General features: G+C 62.2%; 15 protein-coding genes. 9 read left to right on the top strand and 6 right to left on the bottom strand.

Translation table 11 applies throughout. The annotated features are described in order from the left end of the window. The first annotated feature begins 121 nt into the window (after positions 1-121). Positions 122-919 (top strand): SDR family oxidoreductase, encoded by a 798-nt coding sequence (locus tag ABI213_RS07895; protein ID WP_348026629.1) that lies wholly within the window; start codon positions 122-124, stop codon positions 917-919. Positions 920-1,136: 217 nt separating this feature from the next. Here ABI213_RS07895 and ABI213_RS07890 read toward each other — a convergent pair whose 3' ends face one another. Beyond that, positions 1,137-2,606, bottom strand: a complete 1,470-nt coding sequence (locus ABI213_RS07890; RefSeq protein ID WP_348026627.1) for an NAD-dependent succinate-semialdehyde dehydrogenase — start codon at positions 2,604-2,606, stop codon at positions 1,137-1,139. 12 nt (positions 2,607-2,618) lie between these two features. After that, the gene (gene gabT / locus ABI213_RS07885) at positions 2,619-3,926 is read right to left on the bottom strand and encodes a 4-aminobutyrate--2-oxoglutarate transaminase (RefSeq protein ID WP_348026625.1); all 1,308 of its coding nucleotides are present in this window, start codon (positions 3,924-3,926) and stop codon (positions 2,619-2,621) included. A 72-nt stretch (positions 3,927-3,998) separates the two neighbouring features. Between gabT and ABI213_RS07880 the strand changes: the two genes are divergently transcribed. From ABI213_RS07880 to ABI213_RS07865, 4 genes are all read left to right on the top strand, one after another. After that, positions 3,999-5,510, top strand: a complete 1,512-nt coding sequence (locus tag ABI213_RS07880) for a PLP-dependent aminotransferase family protein (protein WP_348026623.1) — start codon at positions 3,999-4,001, stop codon at positions 5,508-5,510. Between the two features lie 114 nt (positions 5,511-5,624). Continuing rightward, a complete protein-coding gene (locus tag ABI213_RS07875; protein WP_348007092.1) occupies positions 5,625-5,912 on the top strand; it encodes a DUF2277 domain-containing protein in 288 nt (95 codons plus the stop codon). 139 nt (positions 5,913-6,051) lie between these two features. After that, positions 6,052-6,513 carry a hypothetical protein gene (locus ABI213_RS07870; RefSeq protein WP_348007091.1) on the top strand — a complete coding sequence of 154 codons (462 nt, stop codon included), beginning with the start codon at positions 6,052-6,054 and terminating at the stop codon, positions 6,511-6,513. A 254-nt stretch (positions 6,514-6,767) separates the two neighbouring features. After that, positions 6,768-7,094, top strand: coding sequence for a DUF3658 domain-containing protein (locus tag ABI213_RS07865; RefSeq protein WP_348007090.1), 327 nt, complete (start codon positions 6,768-6,770; stop codon positions 7,092-7,094). An 88-nt stretch (positions 7,095-7,182) separates the two neighbouring features. On the opposite strand, the gene ABI213_RS07860 is transcribed toward ABI213_RS07865, so the two are convergent. Next, entirely contained in the window at positions 7,183-7,773 is a 591-nt protein-coding gene (locus tag ABI213_RS07860; RefSeq protein WP_348007089.1) for a hypothetical protein, read from the bottom strand. A 358-nt stretch (positions 7,774-8,131) separates the two neighbouring features. Between ABI213_RS07860 and ABI213_RS07855 the strand changes: the two genes are divergently transcribed. Beyond that, on the top strand, positions 8,132-8,254 hold the full coding sequence (locus tag ABI213_RS07855) for a hypothetical protein (RefSeq protein ID WP_348007088.1): 123 nt from the start codon (positions 8,132-8,134) through the stop codon (positions 8,252-8,254). Between the two features lie 131 nt (positions 8,255-8,385). Next, positions 8,386-8,973 (top strand): GNAT family protein, encoded by a 588-nt coding sequence (locus ABI213_RS07850; RefSeq protein ID WP_348007087.1) that lies wholly within the window; start codon positions 8,386-8,388, stop codon positions 8,971-8,973. Positions 8,974-9,171: 198 nt separating this feature from the next. On the opposite strand, the gene ABI213_RS07845 is transcribed toward ABI213_RS07850, so the two are convergent. Next, complete coding sequence (locus tag ABI213_RS07845; RefSeq protein WP_348007086.1) at positions 9,172-9,993, bottom strand: transporter substrate-binding domain-containing protein; 822 nt, start codon at positions 9,991-9,993, stop codon at positions 9,172-9,174. A 270-nt stretch (positions 9,994-10,263) separates the two neighbouring features. Between ABI213_RS07845 and ABI213_RS07840 the strand changes: the two genes are divergently transcribed. Further along, positions 10,264-12,687 (top strand): EAL domain-containing protein, encoded by a 2,424-nt coding sequence (locus tag ABI213_RS07840; protein WP_348007085.1) that lies wholly within the window; start codon positions 10,264-10,266, stop codon positions 12,685-12,687. Positions 12,688-13,952: 1,265 nt separating this feature from the next. Here ABI213_RS07840 and ABI213_RS07835 read toward each other — a convergent pair. Both ABI213_RS07835 and ABI213_RS07830 read right to left on the bottom strand, forming a co-directional pair. Next, positions 13,953-14,858, bottom strand: coding sequence for an HTH-type transcriptional regulator ArgP (locus tag ABI213_RS07835; protein ID WP_348007084.1), 906 nt, complete (start codon positions 14,856-14,858; stop codon positions 13,953-13,955). Between the two features lie 69 nt (positions 14,859-14,927). After that, positions 14,928-15,215: a DUF1330 domain-containing protein gene (locus ABI213_RS07830; RefSeq protein ID WP_348007083.1), complete on the bottom strand. Its 288-nt coding sequence runs from the start codon at positions 15,213-15,215 to the stop codon at positions 14,928-14,930. Between the two features lie 142 nt (positions 15,216-15,357). On the opposite strand from ABI213_RS07830, the gene ABI213_RS07825 reads away from it, so the two are divergent. Continuing rightward, entirely contained in the window at positions 15,358-16,242 is an 885-nt protein-coding gene (locus ABI213_RS07825) for a LysR substrate-binding domain-containing protein (protein WP_348007082.1), read from the top strand. Positions 16,243-16,281: the final 39 nt, after the last annotated feature.

The following is a 16,281-nucleotide window of genomic DNA, read 5'->3' as shown; positions in this document are numbered from 1 at the left end:
ATAGCTGCTTGTGCTGATGGAATGAGCGCCAGAGGTCGATTTTCTTTATAAAACAGCGTCTGGCGGTTGTACTAGCTTACATGGGCGCGGGCGTAGCAGATGCAAGCCCTGGCGTAGAGTGGTGTCTGTGCAAACACCCCACACCCTTCCCCCCGCGCTGGCGGCTTTTGACCTGACCGGGCGCACCGCGCTGGTCACCGGCTCCAGCAGCGGCATCGGCTTTGCGCTGGCCTGCGGCCTGGCATCGGCCGGAGCCCACCTGCTCTTGAATGGCCGCGATGCCAACCGGCTCGACGAAGCCACCCACAAGCTGCAGGCGCTGGGCTTTACCGCCACCAGCCTGCCGTTTGATGTGACCGACCCTGCCGCTGCGGTCCAGGCCATCGACGGCTGGGAGCGCGACCACGGCCCCATCGACATCTTGGTCAACAACGCAGGCATCCAGCGCCGCGCGCCGCTGGAAAACTTTCCGCTGGCCGACTGGGCCGAGCTGATGCGGACCAATGTAGACAGCGTTTTCTATGTCGCTCAGCCCGTCGCGCGCCACATGATTGCGCGCGGGCGCGGCAAGATCATCAACGTCTGCTCGGTGCAAAGCGAGTTGGGCCGCCCGAATATTGCCCCCTACACCGCCACCAAGGGCGCGGTGAAGATGCTCACCAAAGGCATGGCCATCGACTGGGGCCCGCACGGCCTGCAGGTCAACGGTCTGGGTCCCGGCTATTTCAAAACCCCACTGAACCAGGCCCTGGTAGACGACCCCGCCTTCAGTGCCTGGCTGCTCAACCGCACCCCTTCGCGCCGCTGGGGCGATGTGGAGGACCTGGTCGGTGCCGCCATCTTCCTGTCCAGCGATGCGTCGCGGTTTGTCAACGGGCACATTTTGTACGTGGATGGCGGGGTGACAGCGGCGCTGTGAGGGGGGCCGTTTTTTTTAGATTTTTAGGCCCATTTTCAGGTGCAAAAAAAGCTCTCTGCGCTGGTGGACTCTGCGCAGAGCGCTCCTCTTTTTTACTATCAAAAGAGAAGCAATCTTCACGGCTGCACGGGTCGTAGCCAATGGGGATCCGACCCCCATTGGCTACGGCCGCGCGTTTTACGCCAGCACCCGTCGCGCAATGGGGATCTGACCCCTCCTAGCTATCCAGCCCACCCAAGCAGATGTACTTCATCTCCATGAACTCATCCAGCCCGTACTTGGACCCTTCACGGCCCAGGCCTGATTGCTTGACACCGCCAAACGGGGCTTCGGCGGTGGAGATCAAGCCGGTGTTCACGCCCACCATGCCCGACTCGATTTGCTCGGACACGCGCATCACGCGGCCGATGTCGCGGCTGTAGAAGTAGGCGGCCAGGCCGAATTCGGTGTTGTTGGCGCGCTCAATCACCTCGGCTTCGGTGTCGAACACGAAGATCGGGGCCAGCGGGCCGAAGGTTTCGTCTTGGGCGAACAGCATGTCCTCAGAAGCACCGCCAATCACGGTGGGCTCAAAGAACAGGCCGCCCAGCGCGTGCGGCTTGCCGCCGGTCAGCACCTTGCCGCCCTTGGCGATGGCATCGGCGATGTGTTCCTTGATCTTGGCCACGGCCTTGGCATCGATCAGCGGGCCCTGGGTGCTGCCAGCGTCTACGCCATTGCCCACCTTGAGCGCCTGCACCTTGGCCACCAGCTTGGTGGTGAAGGCCTCCAGCACGCTGCGTTGCACGTAGATGCGGTTGGCGCAGACGCAGGTTTGGCCGGTGTTGCGGTACTTGGAAATCATCGCGCCGTCCACGGCGGCATCCAGATCGGCATCGTCGAACACGATGAAGGGCGCGTTGCCGCCCAGCTCCAGCGACAGCTTTTTGATGGTGTCGGCCGACTGGCGCATCAGCGTGCGGCCCACTTCGGTGGAGCCGGTGAAGGTCAGCTTGCGCACGATGGGGCTGCGCGTCATTTCGCCGCCGATCTGGCTGGCGGAGCCGGTCAGCACCGACAACAGACCCTTGGGCACACCGGCGCGGTCGGCCAGTTCGGCAAAGGCCAGGGCCGAGTACGGGGTTTGCGTGGCGGGCTTGACCACCATGGAACAACCCGCCGCCAATGCAGGCCCAGCCTTGCGGGTCAGCATGGCGGTGGGGAAGTTCCAGGGCGTGATGGCCGCCGTCACCCCGATGGGCTGCTTGATGGCCAGCAGGCGGCGGTCGCCGGTGGGGGCGGGAATGGTGTCGCCGTAGATGCGGCGGGCCTCGTCGGCAAACCACTCGATGAACGATGCCGAGTAGACGATCTCGCCCTTGGCCTCGGCCAGCGGCTTGCCCTGCTCGGAGGTGAGGATGAGGGCCAGATCGTCCTGGTGCTGCAGCATCAGGTCGTTGAGCTTGCGCAGAATAGCGGCGCGCTCTTTGCCCGACACATTGCGCCAGGCGCGCTGGGCCACTTCGGCCGCGGCAATGGCACGCACCGTCTCGGCCGTCCCGCACATCGGCACGGTGCCCAGCACTTCGCCGGTGGCGGGGTTGGTCACCGGCACGGTTTCACCGTTGTCGGCATCGACCCAGGCACCGGCGATAAAGGCCTGCTGGCGCAGCAGGGAGGGGTCTTTGAGGTTCAGAGTGGTGGTCATCAGGTGATTTCTTTATGCGGTCATGGCTGCGGCGAGGATGTCCAGGCCTTCGGCCAGCACGCTGTCTTCGATGGTCAGCGGGAACAGGAAGCGGATCACGTTGCCGTACACGCCGCAGGTCAGCAGCAGCAGACCGGCCTTTTGGGCGCGCTGGACGATCAGCTTGGTGAAGTCGGTATCGGGGGTGCCGTCGGCCTTGGCAAATTCCACCGCCGCCATGCAGCCCAGGCCGCGCACGTCGCTGATTTGCGGCACGGTGGCCCGCAGGCTGTTCAGGCGGTCGGTCAGCACCTTGCCCAGGCGCTCGGCGCGGGCGCAGAGCTGCTCGTCGGCAATCACGTCCAGCACGGCGTGGGCCGAGGCGATGCCCAGCGGATTCCCGGCGTAGGTGCCGCCCAGGCCGCCGGGGGCGGGCGCGTCCATGATTTCGGCGCGGCCACACACGGCAGACAAGGGCATGCCACCGGCCAGGCTCTTGGCCATGGTCATCAGGTCGGGCACGACGCTGTGGTGGTCCATGGCAAACAGCTTGCCGGTGCGGGCAAAGCCGGTCTGGATTTCGTCGGCAATCATCACGATGCCGTGCTGGTCGCACAGGGCGCGTATCGCCACCATCAGCGCCGGGGGCATCACGTAAAAGCCGCCTTCGCCCTGGATGGGTTCGATGATGATGGCCGCCACCTGGTCGGGTGCGATGTCGCACTTGAACAGGTTCTGGATGGCGTGCAGCGTGTCGTCCACCGTCACGCCGTGTATGTCCATGGGGGCGGGCACGTGGTAGATGCTGCCGGGGAAGGGGCCAAAGCCCACCTTGTACGGCACCACCTTGCCGGTCAGCGCCATGCCCATGAAGGTGCGGCCATGGAATGCGCCGGTCAGCGCAATCACGCCGGGGCGGCGGGTATGGGCGCGGGCGATCTTGATGGCGTTTTCGACGGCTTCCACACCCGTGGTGAAGAAGGCGGTTTTCTTGGCGTGGCTGCCGGGGGTCAGGGCGTTCAGACGCTCGGCCAGGTAGACCGAGCTCTCGTAGGGCACGACCTGGTAAGCCGTGTGGGTGAAGTGGTCCAGCTGGTCGCGGATGGCGGCGATCAGGCGTGGGTGGCGGTGGCCGGTGTTCAGCACGGCAATACCCGCCGCAAAGTCGATGTAGCGGTTGCCCTCTACGTCCCAGATTTCCGAGTTCAACGCGCGGTCGGCGTAGATGGGGAAGCCAATGCCCACGCCGCGCGGGGCGGCGGCAGCCCGGCGCTGGTCAAGCTGGGCGTTGGTGGGGCTGGAGGATTGGGTAACGGCAGAGGGGGCGACGGCGGTGTTCATGGGTGTCCTTGAGTGGTGGCCAAAGTTTAGATTTAGTTTGGCTCTACAAACAGAACCAATTACAGTTAATTAATGGAACCAATCCGCCCCCCGAAACGTCTCCCAGACCACAGCCGCGAGGCCCTGCCCGACTTCGTGCAACGGCAGTTTGATGCGGCCAGCCCGCAGAACGACCACCGCCAGCTTTACGGCATCTTGCAGCGCGGCATCCGCAGCGCCGTATTGGCCGCAGGCACCCAGTTGCCGCCCAGCCGCGTGCTGGCCCAGGTACTGCAGATTGCCCGCAACACGGTGGTGCACGTGTACGAGCAATTGGCGCTGGAAGGCTATGTGCAGGCGGGCGTGGGCCGGGGCACCTTTGTGGCTGCGGTCGGCCCGCGCCTGGCCGACCGCAGCACCGCGCCGCGCCCAGCCCTGCCCCCAGACCGTTCGGCCCTGCTGTCGCGCCGCGGTAGCCAGCTGGTGCGCGAAGCCGGGGCGGCCCCGCTGCAATGGGGCGCGTTCACCCCCGGCGTGCCCGAGGTGCGCATGTTTCCCACCGCCATCTGGAGCCGCCTGCAGGCCCGCGCCGCCCGCAGGCAAACCCCCGCGCAGCTCACCTACGCCACCGGGCCGGGCGATGCGGGCCTGCGCCAGGCCGTGTCCGACTACCTGCAGGGTACGCGGGGCGTGGTGTGCAGCCCCGAGCAGGTGGTCATCACCAGCGGCACCCAGCAGTCGCTGCACCTGGTGGCCCAGTTGCTCACCGACCCCGGCGACAAGGTGTGGCTGGAAGACCCCGGCTACTGGGGGGCCCGCAGCGTGTTCCGCGCGCACGGGCTACAGCTAGAGCCGGTGGCGCTGGACGATGAAGGCATGGCCCCCAGCCCGGCGCAACTGCGCCAGCCGCCGCGGGTGATGTTCTTGTCGCCCTCGCACCAGTACCCACTGGGCGCGGTGATGGGCCACGGCCGCCGCCAGCAGCTGCTGGACTACGCGGCCGTGCACGGCGTGTGGGTGGTGGAAGACGACTACGACAGCGAATTCCGCTACGGCACCCGCCCGCTGCCCGCGCTGCAGGGGCTGGATACGCAAGGCCGGGTGGTCTACCTGGGCACGTTTTCCAAAACTCTGTACCCCGCCTTGCGCATCGCCTACCTGGTGCTACCGCCCGATTTGGTGAATGGCTTTGCCCAGGCGCTCAACGAGCTGTTTCGCGAGGGGCAGACGGTGCAGCAGGCGGTGCTGGCGCAGTTTCTCAGCGAGGGCCACTACGCCACCCACATCCGCCGCATGCGCGCCGTGTACAGCGCGCGCCACGACGCGCTGATCCACGCCATCGGCCAGGAATTTGGCAGCCAGTTGCCCATCTTGGGGGGCGACGCCGGCCTGCATCTGGTGCTGGGTCTGCCGCCTCAGGTGGACGATGCCGCCGTTGCCCAAGCCGCGCTGCGCGCAGGCATCAGCACCCGGCCCCTGTCGCTGTACCACCTGCGCCAACCGGCGGCCACCAAGGGGCTGATGCTGGGCTACGGCGCGGTGCCGGAAGGAGAGATTGGCCCCAGCTTTGCGCGGCTGGCGCAGGTGGTGCGGGGATTTTTGTGAAGCTGTTTATATTAATTTCATAGCGCTCTGTGCAGGTGGAAACTGCGCTAGCGCCCTATTGGATCCGCGAGTGCTTAATTTTTCAACAATTTGCCAGACCAGAAGGTGTCCACCATGTGCCGCAGCATCAAAACACTGTTCAACTTCGAGCCGCCCGCCACCGAGCTGGAAATCCGCGATGCCTCGCTGCAGTTTGTGCGCAAACTCAGCGGCTTCAACGTGCCGTCGCAGGCCAATGCTGTCGCGTTCGATGCGGCGGTAGAAGAAGTTGCCGCCAGCGCCCGTCGCCTCATCGCCGCCCTGGTCACCAGCGCCGAACCCCGCACCCGCGAAGCCGAGGCGGCCAAAGCCAAAGCCCGATTTGCCGCCCGCTTCGCCAGTGCCCCAGATGCCATGGATTGAGCAGTGGGTTCACCGGGATGCGGGCGTTATTCCGGCGCGGCACAGGTTTGTTTTTATGCGCAAGACACGGGTCCGCGCGCCGTGAAACGCCCATGACAGGTTGCAGGATATATTGGCCTTCCAAACTAACCAAACACCCATGAACCTCCAATCTACCGTGCTAGTGGCCTTTTTCCTCGCTTCCTTGGGCGGTTGCGCCTCGGTCAAATACGGTGACAAAGACACCGAAGCCAAACTACAGGAATTGCAAGCTGTCCCCGGCAAGACCAGCCTCTACGTCTGCCGTGAAAATGCCGCCTTCGCTGGAGCCGGTAACCGAACCACCGCGATGGTGGACGGTAAGCCGATAGGCACGCTGAAGCCCAACAATTTCGCCCACACCATCGTTGAACCTGGGACACATGACGTGCACATCAAGCGAAGTCCGGGCGGCGACAGTGGCACGCTGACCATTAGCACGCTGGCAGACGAGGTGGCGTTCGTGTGGGTAGGGATGACCGGAGGCGGTTGGGGTGCGCTGACTGTTGATAATTTTTCTAGCAAGAGCGATGCGGAGCGGTGCGTCAAGGGCGCAGCCTACGCCGTGCGGGCTGAGCCATAAAGGGGTACTGCCCTACCAAGGGCACAGCCCTACCAGCGGCAACGGTGGCACCCAAGACCACCGAGGTCGTCAAAAATCAAAGAAAAACCGGCTTTTGGACATATTTCAACTGCACAAGGTGCTATGGAAAAAATGGCGTTTCACACCGCTGCCTGAAGAGCCGCAAACCCCGTCTGCAAGCCTTTTTCGGAGGCTTGAGATGGTTTTGTGGTCTGCATTTTCTTCATTCCCTCTGCAACCCACCCGACACAAAAATGCCAGACGATCCCCGACCACTTGACGATGACGACGAAGAAAATGACGACCAACCAACGCCCGAGGAACTGGCACAAATTCGCCGAGCGACGCTGGCGGATGCGGCGGCTGTAGATGCACTCATCCTGCAAAATTGCACCGACCGCTGGCGAAAGGTGGCGATGGTCGTCGGTACTGCATTGGAAGAGTTTGATGCAAAGTTTCCCTATCTTCCCTATGTCTACATGCCGGTGCGTATCCTTGAAATGGCACGAAGCGGAGTGCTTGAAGTGCAAGGCGACGCAATGGACATGCGGTCCTCTGAGGTTCGCTTCGCAGGAAAATAAGCCGTGGTGTTGAACACATTGCACGGAGCAGAAGGCACACAAAGTGCGCCAAAGCCCAATTTCTGTTGGTGTTTCCTACGCCCCCAGCCTAGCGGCAAGGAATGCGGAACTGCGCATCGCGCGCTCGCTGTCTTTGGCTGCGTATCCAGTCTTGCGTTTGGCCGGTTTGGGGCTGGCGGGCCATGTCATCCCAGTAGCTGATTTGCGCCTCTAGCTGCTTGCATAGCGTGGCGGTGTCTGGCTGGGGGCTGTTGCCTGGTATTGCCGCCACAGGCGGGTAGGGTGATGCGACAAGCGCTTGCGCAGGTGGTTCGGATGGGGGCCGGGGCGCGTCCATCAGATTGAGGTCGGTGCGGGCGTGGACGGGCGTGGCGACGGCAGTGGGCGCGCAGCCTCTGTCGCTATAGCTGGTTTTGCCGTGGTCAACGCATTTGGTGATTTTGCGGGGGCTGGGGTTCGGCGCTGGATTTTGTGTGGACAGTGGGCTGGGGGCCGGACTGGGCGCATTCTGGGGGGCTGGCTGTACGGGCCGCGGCACACTTGCAGCGTGATGGCGTAACGTCCATTCACGTCCACCAAGGTAGAGCGCCGCGAGCACGGCGCAGAGGACCAGGGTGATGGTGCCCACACCCCAACGCTGGGATGGCGGGCTAAACGGCGGGTCGCGGCGGGAATCCATGGGGTCTTGCTGCTGTGGTGTAGCTCCGCAGGGTAGCGGATGCGCCGCCAGGCGCATACCCTGCCAGCGGCGGCTGCGGCACCCAAGGCTAAATGGGCTGCCGCAAATCTCTGTCAAAAATATTTGGATAAAAGCGGCTTCAGCGCAGGTTCTACCTGCACAAGTAGCTACTGAAAACAGAGCGATTTGCACCTTGGCTTGCCGAAGGAAAGATGCAGACTTCGGGGCGGTCAGGCGGCTTCACCGGGCTATAGTGGGCCGCTGAGGGGCTGAGGGGTTTGTCGGAATATGGATGCCGGTACATAAACCGGCTGGCCCCGCGCATAGCGGGTGTTCAAGCCACTTTCAGGAGATTTTGATGGCCCATATTTACCGCCCCGGTCTTGTTAATCTGCAGCTTGTGCGGCCGGCTGCGGCAATCAAGAAGCCTCCACGCAAGTCCTCCGCACCAGCCAAAGTACCGGCCAGCAAGGAAAAGTGATGCATGGGTACACCGGCATACGGCATGGCTACCGTGCGATGCGACCATTAACCCTCCGCTTCCAGCGGAGCCACGCCAGCCGATTGCGCTGTTTCTCCGAGTCCGCTCCGCTACAACTTTAGGTGTCTTCCGTGTCCATCAAACCCCTCATCGGCCCAAGAATCCAATTGCGCCCTCTGTGCATCGAGGATGCCCCAGACCTCGTGCGCGCTGCGGCAGACGGGGCGCTCTGGAATCTTCCATTCACCGTTGTACCTTCGAGCGAAACCGTGCACGACTACATTCGAAATGCCCTTGACGGCCAGGCGGCAGGCACCGTGATTCCGTTCGTGACTTGCCTGCGCGAGACCCAACAAGTCATTGGCTCCACACGCTTCTGGAAGGTGGACCGCAAGAACCGCAAGCTTGAAATTGGCAGCACCTGGCTGTCGGCTGCGTGGCAAGGGACGTTTGCCAACACCGAGGCCAAGTACCTCATGCTGCGCTTCGCATTCGAAGAGTTGGCGTGTGTTCGCGTGCAATTCACCACCGACGAAACCAACCCCAAGTCGCGGGCCGCCATCCTTCGCCTTGGGGCCCAACAGGAAGGCATCGTCCGCCACGAGCGCATCATGCCCGACGGGCGCAAACGAAACTCTGTCCGCTTCAGCATCATTGACGACGAGTGGCCCGCCGTTCGACAGCAGCTGGAACAAAAACTTCGTGCACCCCAGGCCTAACGGCGCGCGCACACAGTCAACACCAGGGTCGCACAGGGCAGGGAGGTTCAGCTTGGTTCTTGCGCAACCCGATGGCCGGGCATGCTGCCGAAGTCCCTGAAGCGCAGAACCTGAACCGTTGGCAATTCGGAATGGATGCTGGCACTGGGCCCATTCTGTAATGCCGCAGGACCCCACTGCCAAAGCCCGTCACTTCGCCTAATGCAGGTATTTGCTGTAGATGGCATCGAACGATTTGTCTGCTTTCATGGACCCAAGCGCCTTGTCAAATTCGGCGATGGTTTGGGTGTAGTCGCGCTTTTTATGGAAGGCCAGGTAACTGGGAATGGATTGAACCGGGGGCATCAGTTCTTTGATTTTGTCCATCGCGCTGGCGCGTTTTGCCGCATCCAGAAAAACGTAGCGGTAGCTGGGCGCCAGCTCAATTCGCTTGGCGGAGAGCATGGCCACCAGGCTTTCAACGCTATTGGTGTCGGTGACTTGGCGCCACACGCCATTCTTGAGGAGGCTGTCAATTTCTGGGCCGTAGCTGGTGCCCAAGATGACGCCAATCTTCGCGTTGGCGAGGGTGGCCAAATTGCCGTCAAACCGGATGTTGGAATCTGCGTGGGCAAAAAAGACTTCAACCTGCGTGATCACCGGCACGTTGGTGTAGGCCAGAAATGCCTCTCGTTCGGGGAGTCTGAAAACCGAAAATATGCCATCCACTTTGCCACCGCGTACTTCGGCCAGGCAGCGCGCCCAAGGCATTAACTGGATTTTGACGGAGTGGCCAGATCTGCGGAAAGCTTCGGTGACCACGTCTACCAAAATTCCGGTGGGTTTGCCGTTTTCAATATAGGCCGTCGGTCGGCTGTCGGCCGCCACCAAAACAAGCTCTTCGGCCCAGGCACTGTGGACCAGCATGGCGGTAAGGGCCATACCCCCAAGCCCGGTTTTGAAGGCATGCAAGAGGGACGATATTTTGCTTGTCGGCATGTTGAGCTCCCTGGCTATGTTCTTTGTGGATACGGCTGACAAGACGGGCACACAGAGCGGAAAACCTCCCCATGCCCGCTACGGCCTTGGGTCTGTGTGCAACAAGCCTGGAACAAGCTGGGTCGGTGCGGGTGCTGGCTTGCGCTGGTTTCAGCGTAGCACAGAGGAATTTATACGCTTTCCGCCGTGCGGGTAGGAACATACACTGTTCCGTAACCGCCATGGTTCCCTGTGGCGCATTCCTGTGATGCATCTGTTTGGCCAGGCACCTGCGGACCCACACTTTGCACTGCCCTAACCCCTGGAGAGTTGATGAAACTGGCCGATGTCCTGAAACTGAACTTCCTCAACAAGGCACTGATTCGCAACAACGGGATTGCGCGCAGGATCATGTTGGCGGTGGTCCTGTTCAGCTCGGGTGTGACCGCGGTGATTACCGCATTCGAGTTGTACCTGGACTACCGGGTCGATGTGCGCGGCATCGATGCGCAGTTTGAGTCGATCCGCGTGGTGCAGTTGCCCACTTTGGTTGAAAGTGTGTGGGTGCTGGAGCCTAAACAAATCCAGAACCAGCTCAACGGGATGCAGAACCTGCGCGATATTGAGTATGTGGGCATCGTGGTGGACGGCAAGACCCTGTGGTCGGCTGGCGCACGTCGCTCCCAACGGCAGATGGAAACCGTCTTTGCGCTGAACCGTTTCAACCTGGGCGAGAGTTTGTCCATCGGCGAGTTGCATGTGGTCGCCAGCGTGGACGGCGTGGTGTCGCGTCTGTGGTCCAAATTCACCGTGATGTTGGTGAGCAATGCCATCAAAACCTTTTTGGTGACCGCGTTCGTGTTGCTGATCTTCCAGGCTTTGGTGGGACAACATTTGGAGCATATTGCGGCGTATTTGGTGCGCTTTTCGAAGACCGTATCCAGTGGGCGCGCATTGCGCCTGCATCGGCGGGAAACCGGCCGTTGGCGCCCGGATGCGCTCGACCACGTGGCGAACGCCGTGAACCAGATGCGCGAAGCGATGGAACGCTCCAGCACCGAGCTGCAGGCGAGCAATGAGCGGCTGGGTTCCATTGTCCAGAACTCGCCGCTGGCGATCTATACCAGCGACTTGCATAACGTGGTGACCAGTTGGAACCCGGCCGCAGAGCGGATGTTTGGCTGGAGCGCCCAAGAGGCCATCGGCCAAAAGGTGCTGTTTATTCCCGGCGACAAGCGGCAAGATTACGAGAATAACGCAAAGCTGCTGCGCCATGGGGAGTCGCTCAACCAGGCCGAGTTGAAGCGCCAGCGCCGCGACGGATCCACCATCTATATCAGCCTGTCTACCGCGCCCTTGTTCACCGCAGACGGGCAGCAGCACGGCTATATGTGCCTGGTGGCCGACATCACCGAGCGCAAGCTCGCCGAGCAGAAGATCCAGTTCCAGGCTTTTCACGATGCGTTGACGGGCCTGCCCAACCGCTTGCTGCTGCAAGACCGTTTCGAACAGGCCACGGCCCATGCCAGTCGTGCCGGTAGCAAGCTGGTACTGCTGTTTATGGACCTGGATAACTTCAAGAGCATCAACGACACCATGGGCCACGATACCGGTGACGTGCTCCTCCAGCAGATCGCCACCCGCTTGCGAGCCTGTGTGCGCGAGACCGACACCATCAGTCGGCTCGGTGGCGATGAGTTCCTCATACTGGTGCCTGACCTGGCCCACGCGGACGACGCGGTACCGGCTTTGGTCAAGCTCATGGAGCAGATGCAGCTGCCGTTTTATGCCGACGGCCACGAGATTTCGACCTCGGTGTCCATGGGCGTGACCGTTTTTCCCGACGATGGCAGCAGTTTTGAGAGCCTGCTCAAAAGGGCCGACATGGCCATGTACAAGGCCAAGGGCGACGGGCGCAATACCTACCGCTTTTTCGACGACACCATGAACGTGGAGGCGGTGGAGCATTTGTTCATTCGCAACGGTCTGCGCCGGGCTTTGGAGCGGGATGAATTTGTTTTGCACTACCAGCCCCAGATAGATCTGGCCAGCGGTGCCGTCATCGGGGTGGAGGCCTTGATTCGGTGGAACCACCCCGAGCTGGGCATGGTGCCGCCCGCACGGTTCATCCCCGTGTCCGAAGAGAGTGGTTTGATCGTGCCGATGGGCGATTGGGTGCTGCGCGAAGCCTGCCGCCAGGCCGTGGCTTGGCAGCACGCCGGGCTGCCTGCCCTGTGCATGGCGGTGAACCTCTCTGCCGTGCAATTCAAGCGTGGCAGCGTAGAGCAGTCGGTGGTGCAGGCTCTGGAAGAAACCGGCCTGAACCCCGCGCTGCTGGAGCTGGAGCTGACCGAGTCGATCCTGATCCAGAACGCAGAGGGCGTGCTGGACAGCGTCAAGCGCCTGAAACTGCTGGGCGTGAAGCTGTCGATTGACGACTTCGGCACCGGCTATTCCAGCCTGTCGTATCTCAAGCGGTTTGCCATCGACAAGCTCAAGATCGACCAGTCCTTCGTGCGCGACCTGGCCACCGACCCCGACGACGCCGCCATCGTGCGCGCCATCATCCAAATGGCCCGCAGCCTGAACCTGCGCACCATCGCCGAAGGCGTAGAAACCGCCGACATGCTGCACCAGCTACGCGCCTTCGGTTGCGACGAGGCCCAGGGCTACTACTTTGCCCGGCCCATGCCCGCGGATGAACTGGCGAACTACCTGCGCCAGGCGAAAGCATCCGGCGCTGTGCCTGTGGTCTGAGCCTGCGGACCACCGTTGGCGTGAAGAATGGACCTTGTTCGATGCGCGTCAATAGCGCGCGGTTAAACCTATCTACGCCCCATGCCCAATGCCCAATGCCTAACGGATTGAAGAATTGCCAACCCACCCCCAGCTCGCGACCGGCGCGATGCCCGGCGCAGCCGGGCCGATCCCGCACCCGGGGTCCCCCTCTAGATGCGCCGAGGAGCACAGCTTTGGGCGGAAAAGGGCTGGCGTTGTTTGAGGCGCTAGCCGAGTTTAGCCAGACCCCGCCCAAAGCGCGCACCGCAGGTTCCCGCAGCGAAAGCGAAGGGCGCAGGTAGTGGGGGCGCCTTTCTTTTGGTGACTTTTCTTTTGCGCAAAAGAACAAGTTACTGCCCTGCCGGGGGCATACCCGGCCAGCGGCGACTGTGGCATCCAGCGCCGCATAGGCCTTCAGAAACTTCTATCAAAAATATTTAAGGAAAAAGCGGCTCTGGCGCATATTCCACCAGCGCAAGCAGCTGCGAAAAATAGAGCATTTCGCTCTCTGGCCTGCTGAAGGAAAGGTACAGACTCCAGGGAGAGCACACAGCTTCACCGGGCTATAGTGGGCAACTGTTTGGCGGCGGGGTTTAGCGGAATTTTTATACCTTTATAAAAATCGCGCACCCTGCGCATAGCCAGTCTGCAAGCCACTTTCAGGAGATTTCGATGCCCGACGTATACCGCAGTAATATTTTTAGCCCGCAAAGGAAACCGCTCCGGTGCTAAAAATTCGAACTGCTACGGCGCGCGATCTCCCGGAGTTACTCGGTTGGCTAAAGGCGGAGCGTGAAGAAACTGGCGCAGGCTTCTACTGCAACAAAAGCGTTATCGAAAAATCGTTTGAAAGGGGCGAGGGCCTTTGCGCAGTGGAGATCGGAAATATCTTAGGCTTCGCCGTCATACAGATGTTCAGTGAAGGCGGTGATATTCATATTATCGAAACACACCCGTCCGCTAGGAGGCAGCGGATCGGAGCGCAATTGCTAGAAGAGGCTATTACCGTTCTTCGCGGCCAAGGAGCTAACTACGTGGATGTAGAGTGCACTTCGCTTGAGGGCGAGGCACTGTGCAGAAGACACGGCTTTGAAGACTATGTCGATCCAAGAAACTACTCGAGCCCTGATGCCCCCCCGCAGCTCCGGCTCTACCTCTCGGATTGGCGCCCTCCTGAGAGGCTCCCGTGGGCATAATGCGGTCTAAACCGCCTTTGGCATTTGCTGAAATCACTCGTTGCCTCCCTACACCAATCCCCCCGCCGCCTCCTTCACCGCCCCCGTCAGCCTCTGCGCCGACACTGGCTCCCGCTCCCAGTGGTGCCAATACAGCGCCACCTCCACCGCGCTCCCCGGCAGCAACTCCTCCAGCGGCAAACGCCCCTCCCGCTGGACCAAAAACTGGTCAGGCACCATGCCCCAGCCCATGCCGTGCGCCAGGGCACTGTCATATGCATCGACCGCGGGCACGAAATGGCGCGGGTATTGCGGTGCGCTGAGGGCAAAGTGCTGGGCCAGAAACGCGTCTTGCAAGCCGTCTTTGCGGTTGAAGATGATGGCGGGGATGGCCAGCAGGCGGTGCACCGACACGGCCCCGGTTTTGCTGCGGCACTGCTGCACCAGGGCGGGCGCGGCCACGGCGCGGTAGCGCATCACACCCAGCGGCTCGGCCAGGCAACCGCGCATGGGCTGGGCCAGGGTGCTGACGCAGCCGACCACATCGCCGTTTTTCAATGCATCGTGGGTGTGGTCCTGGTCGTCGATCACCACGTCCAGCAACAGCCGGTGGCGCGCCAGGCTGGCGGCTACGCCGGGCAGCAGCCAACTGGCTAAGGAGTCGGCGTTGACGGCCACGCCCAGCGTCTGCCAGGCGGGCGCGCCGTCTTTCGCATCCTTGGAAAGTGGCAAGCCGCCCAGCAGGTCGGCCTCCATCAGCCGCAGCTGTTTGATGTGGGCCAGCAGCGCCTGCCCGGCGGGCGTGGCGCGCACGGTTTTGCCGCGCACCAGCAGGCGCTGGCCCAGGGCCGCTTCCAGACCCTTGATGCGCAGGGAGACGGCCGCCAGCGTGAGGTGCAGCGCCTGGGCGGCGGGGCCGAAGCCGCCGTGTTCGAGGACGGCGGCCAGGGCTTCGAGTTGGCGGGCATCCAGCATGCGGTGGCCTTTATCAAGTATTTTTTACGTGATGCAGTTTATGCCAAGCCAAATTTAAGCCACACGCCCTCAGACACCTTCCAGCAGCACCAGATCAAACGTGGCTCCGCTCAGGCGCAGCTTTTTCAACGGAGCATGGGCTGGGTCGTCATACCAAGCCTGGGCCTGGGCGGTGCTGGGGAATTCAATCACCACCGTCGTGCCGGGCAAATGGGCTTCGCCCTCCAGCAGCTGCACAGGTCCGCGGGCACGCAGGATGCCCCCGTATTTGGCCACCAAGGCCGGCATTTTTTCGCTGTATTCCTTTTGCCAATCGGTATGGTGGATAACTAAAGAGCCAATCGCGTAGGTCGCCATGGGATGTTCCTTGGATGCAATGCCGCCCATCTGCAGCCTGGCTTTGCAAGCCAAGCGCCTGGGCGTACAGCCATTATTTAAGGCATTACCATTGCAATAAATGGGATAGATATTGCGACACCCGTAACTTAAACTTCTGAATATGAGCGACAAATTGCGCAGCATGCAGGTCTTCGTGGTGGCGGCCACGGCGGAGAGCTTTGCCGCCGCTGGGCAGCTGCTGGACCTGTCCGCCGTGATGGTGGGCAAGCATGTGCGGGCCTTGGAACAGCAGCTGGGTGCCCGCCTGATAGAGCGCACCACGCGCAAGCAGTCGCTGACCGAAATCGGCAGCAGCTACCTGGAGCGCTGCCGCGAGGTGCTGGCCAGCGTGGAAGCCGCGGACCAGGTGGCCGAGAGCCTGCGCAGCGCCCCCCAAGGCAGCCTGCATATCTCGGCCCCCGTCGCCTTTGGCGTGTACTGCCTGACACCGCTCATTAGCGCCTATGTCGCGGCCTTCCCCGCGGTGCAGATCCAGCTGTCGCTAAACGACCGGGTGGTGGACATGGCCGAAGAAGGCATCGACGTTGCGCTGCGCTCCGGCACCGTCACCGACACCGCGCTGGTTGCGCGCGCTCTGCGCCCCATCGAAATATGGGCGGCGGCCAGCCCGGCCTATTTGGAGCGCCGGGGCGTGCCCCGCAACGCCGCCGATCTGCTGCAGCACGAATGCCTGGCATTGGCGTCCTGGGGCAACAAGCCGCAATGGCGCTTCAGCCGTGGCAGCGCGCTGGTGAACGTGCCGGTCAAAGGCGCTTTCATCAGCAACAACGGCCAGGCCCTGCTGGCCGCCGCAATCGGTGGCATGGGTGTGGCCGTACAGGCGGAATACCTGCTGCGCTCCGCCGTGGACACGGGCCAACTGGTACGCCTGCTGCCCGACTGGCAGCTGCCGCTGCGGGCCATGCACATCGTGCGCCGGGCCGAGCGCCAGCCCAGCGCCAAGCTGCGCAGCTTTATCGACTTCACGCTGGCGCGCCTGGGTTAGGTGTGCAGTTGGTCAATTATTTTTTACGTGATGTGAATT

This window comes from Rhodoferax sp., from assembly GCF_039922535.1.
Lineage (GTDB): Bacteria > Pseudomonadota > Gammaproteobacteria > Burkholderiales > Burkholderiaceae_C > Rhodoferax_B.
This window is presented reverse-complemented; position numbering and strand designations above follow the sequence as displayed.

Coding starts and splice junctions, on each gene's coding strand:
- ABI213_RS07890 (WP_348026627.1), bottom strand. CDS start 2,606: ATGACCACCACTCTGAACCTCAAAGACCCCTCCCTGCTGCGCCAGCAG.
- gabT (WP_348026625.1), bottom strand. CDS start 3,926: ATGAACACCGCCGTCGCCCCCTCTGCCGTTACCCAATCCTCCAGCCCC.
- ABI213_RS07880 (WP_348026623.1), top strand. CDS start 3,999: ATGGAACCAATCCGCCCCCCGAAACGTCTCCCAGACCACAGCCGCGAG.
- ABI213_RS07875 (WP_348007092.1), top strand. CDS start 5,625: ATGTGCCGCAGCATCAAAACACTGTTCAACTTCGAGCCGCCCGCCACC.
- ABI213_RS07870 (WP_348007091.1), top strand. CDS start 6,052: ATGAACCTCCAATCTACCGTGCTAGTGGCCTTTTTCCTCGCTTCCTTG.
- ABI213_RS07865 (WP_348007090.1), top strand. CDS start 6,768: ATGCCAGACGATCCCCGACCACTTGACGATGACGACGAAGAAAATGAC.
- ABI213_RS07860 (WP_348007089.1), bottom strand. CDS start 7,773: ATGGATTCCCGCCGCGACCCGCCGTTTAGCCCGCCATCCCAGCGTTGG.
- ABI213_RS07855 (WP_348007088.1), top strand. CDS start 8,132: ATGGCCCATATTTACCGCCCCGGTCTTGTTAATCTGCAGCTTGTGCGG.
- ABI213_RS07840 (WP_348007085.1), top strand. CDS start 10,264: ATGAAACTGGCCGATGTCCTGAAACTGAACTTCCTCAACAAGGCACTG.
- ABI213_RS07835 (WP_348007084.1), bottom strand. CDS start 14,858: ATGCTGGATGCCCGCCAACTCGAAGCCCTGGCCGCCGTCCTCGAACAC.
- ABI213_RS07830 (WP_348007083.1), bottom strand. CDS start 15,215: ATGGCGACCTACGCGATTGGCTCTTTAGTTATCCACCATACCGATTGG.
- ABI213_RS07825 (WP_348007082.1), top strand. CDS start 15,358: ATGAGCGACAAATTGCGCAGCATGCAGGTCTTCGTGGTGGCGGCCACG.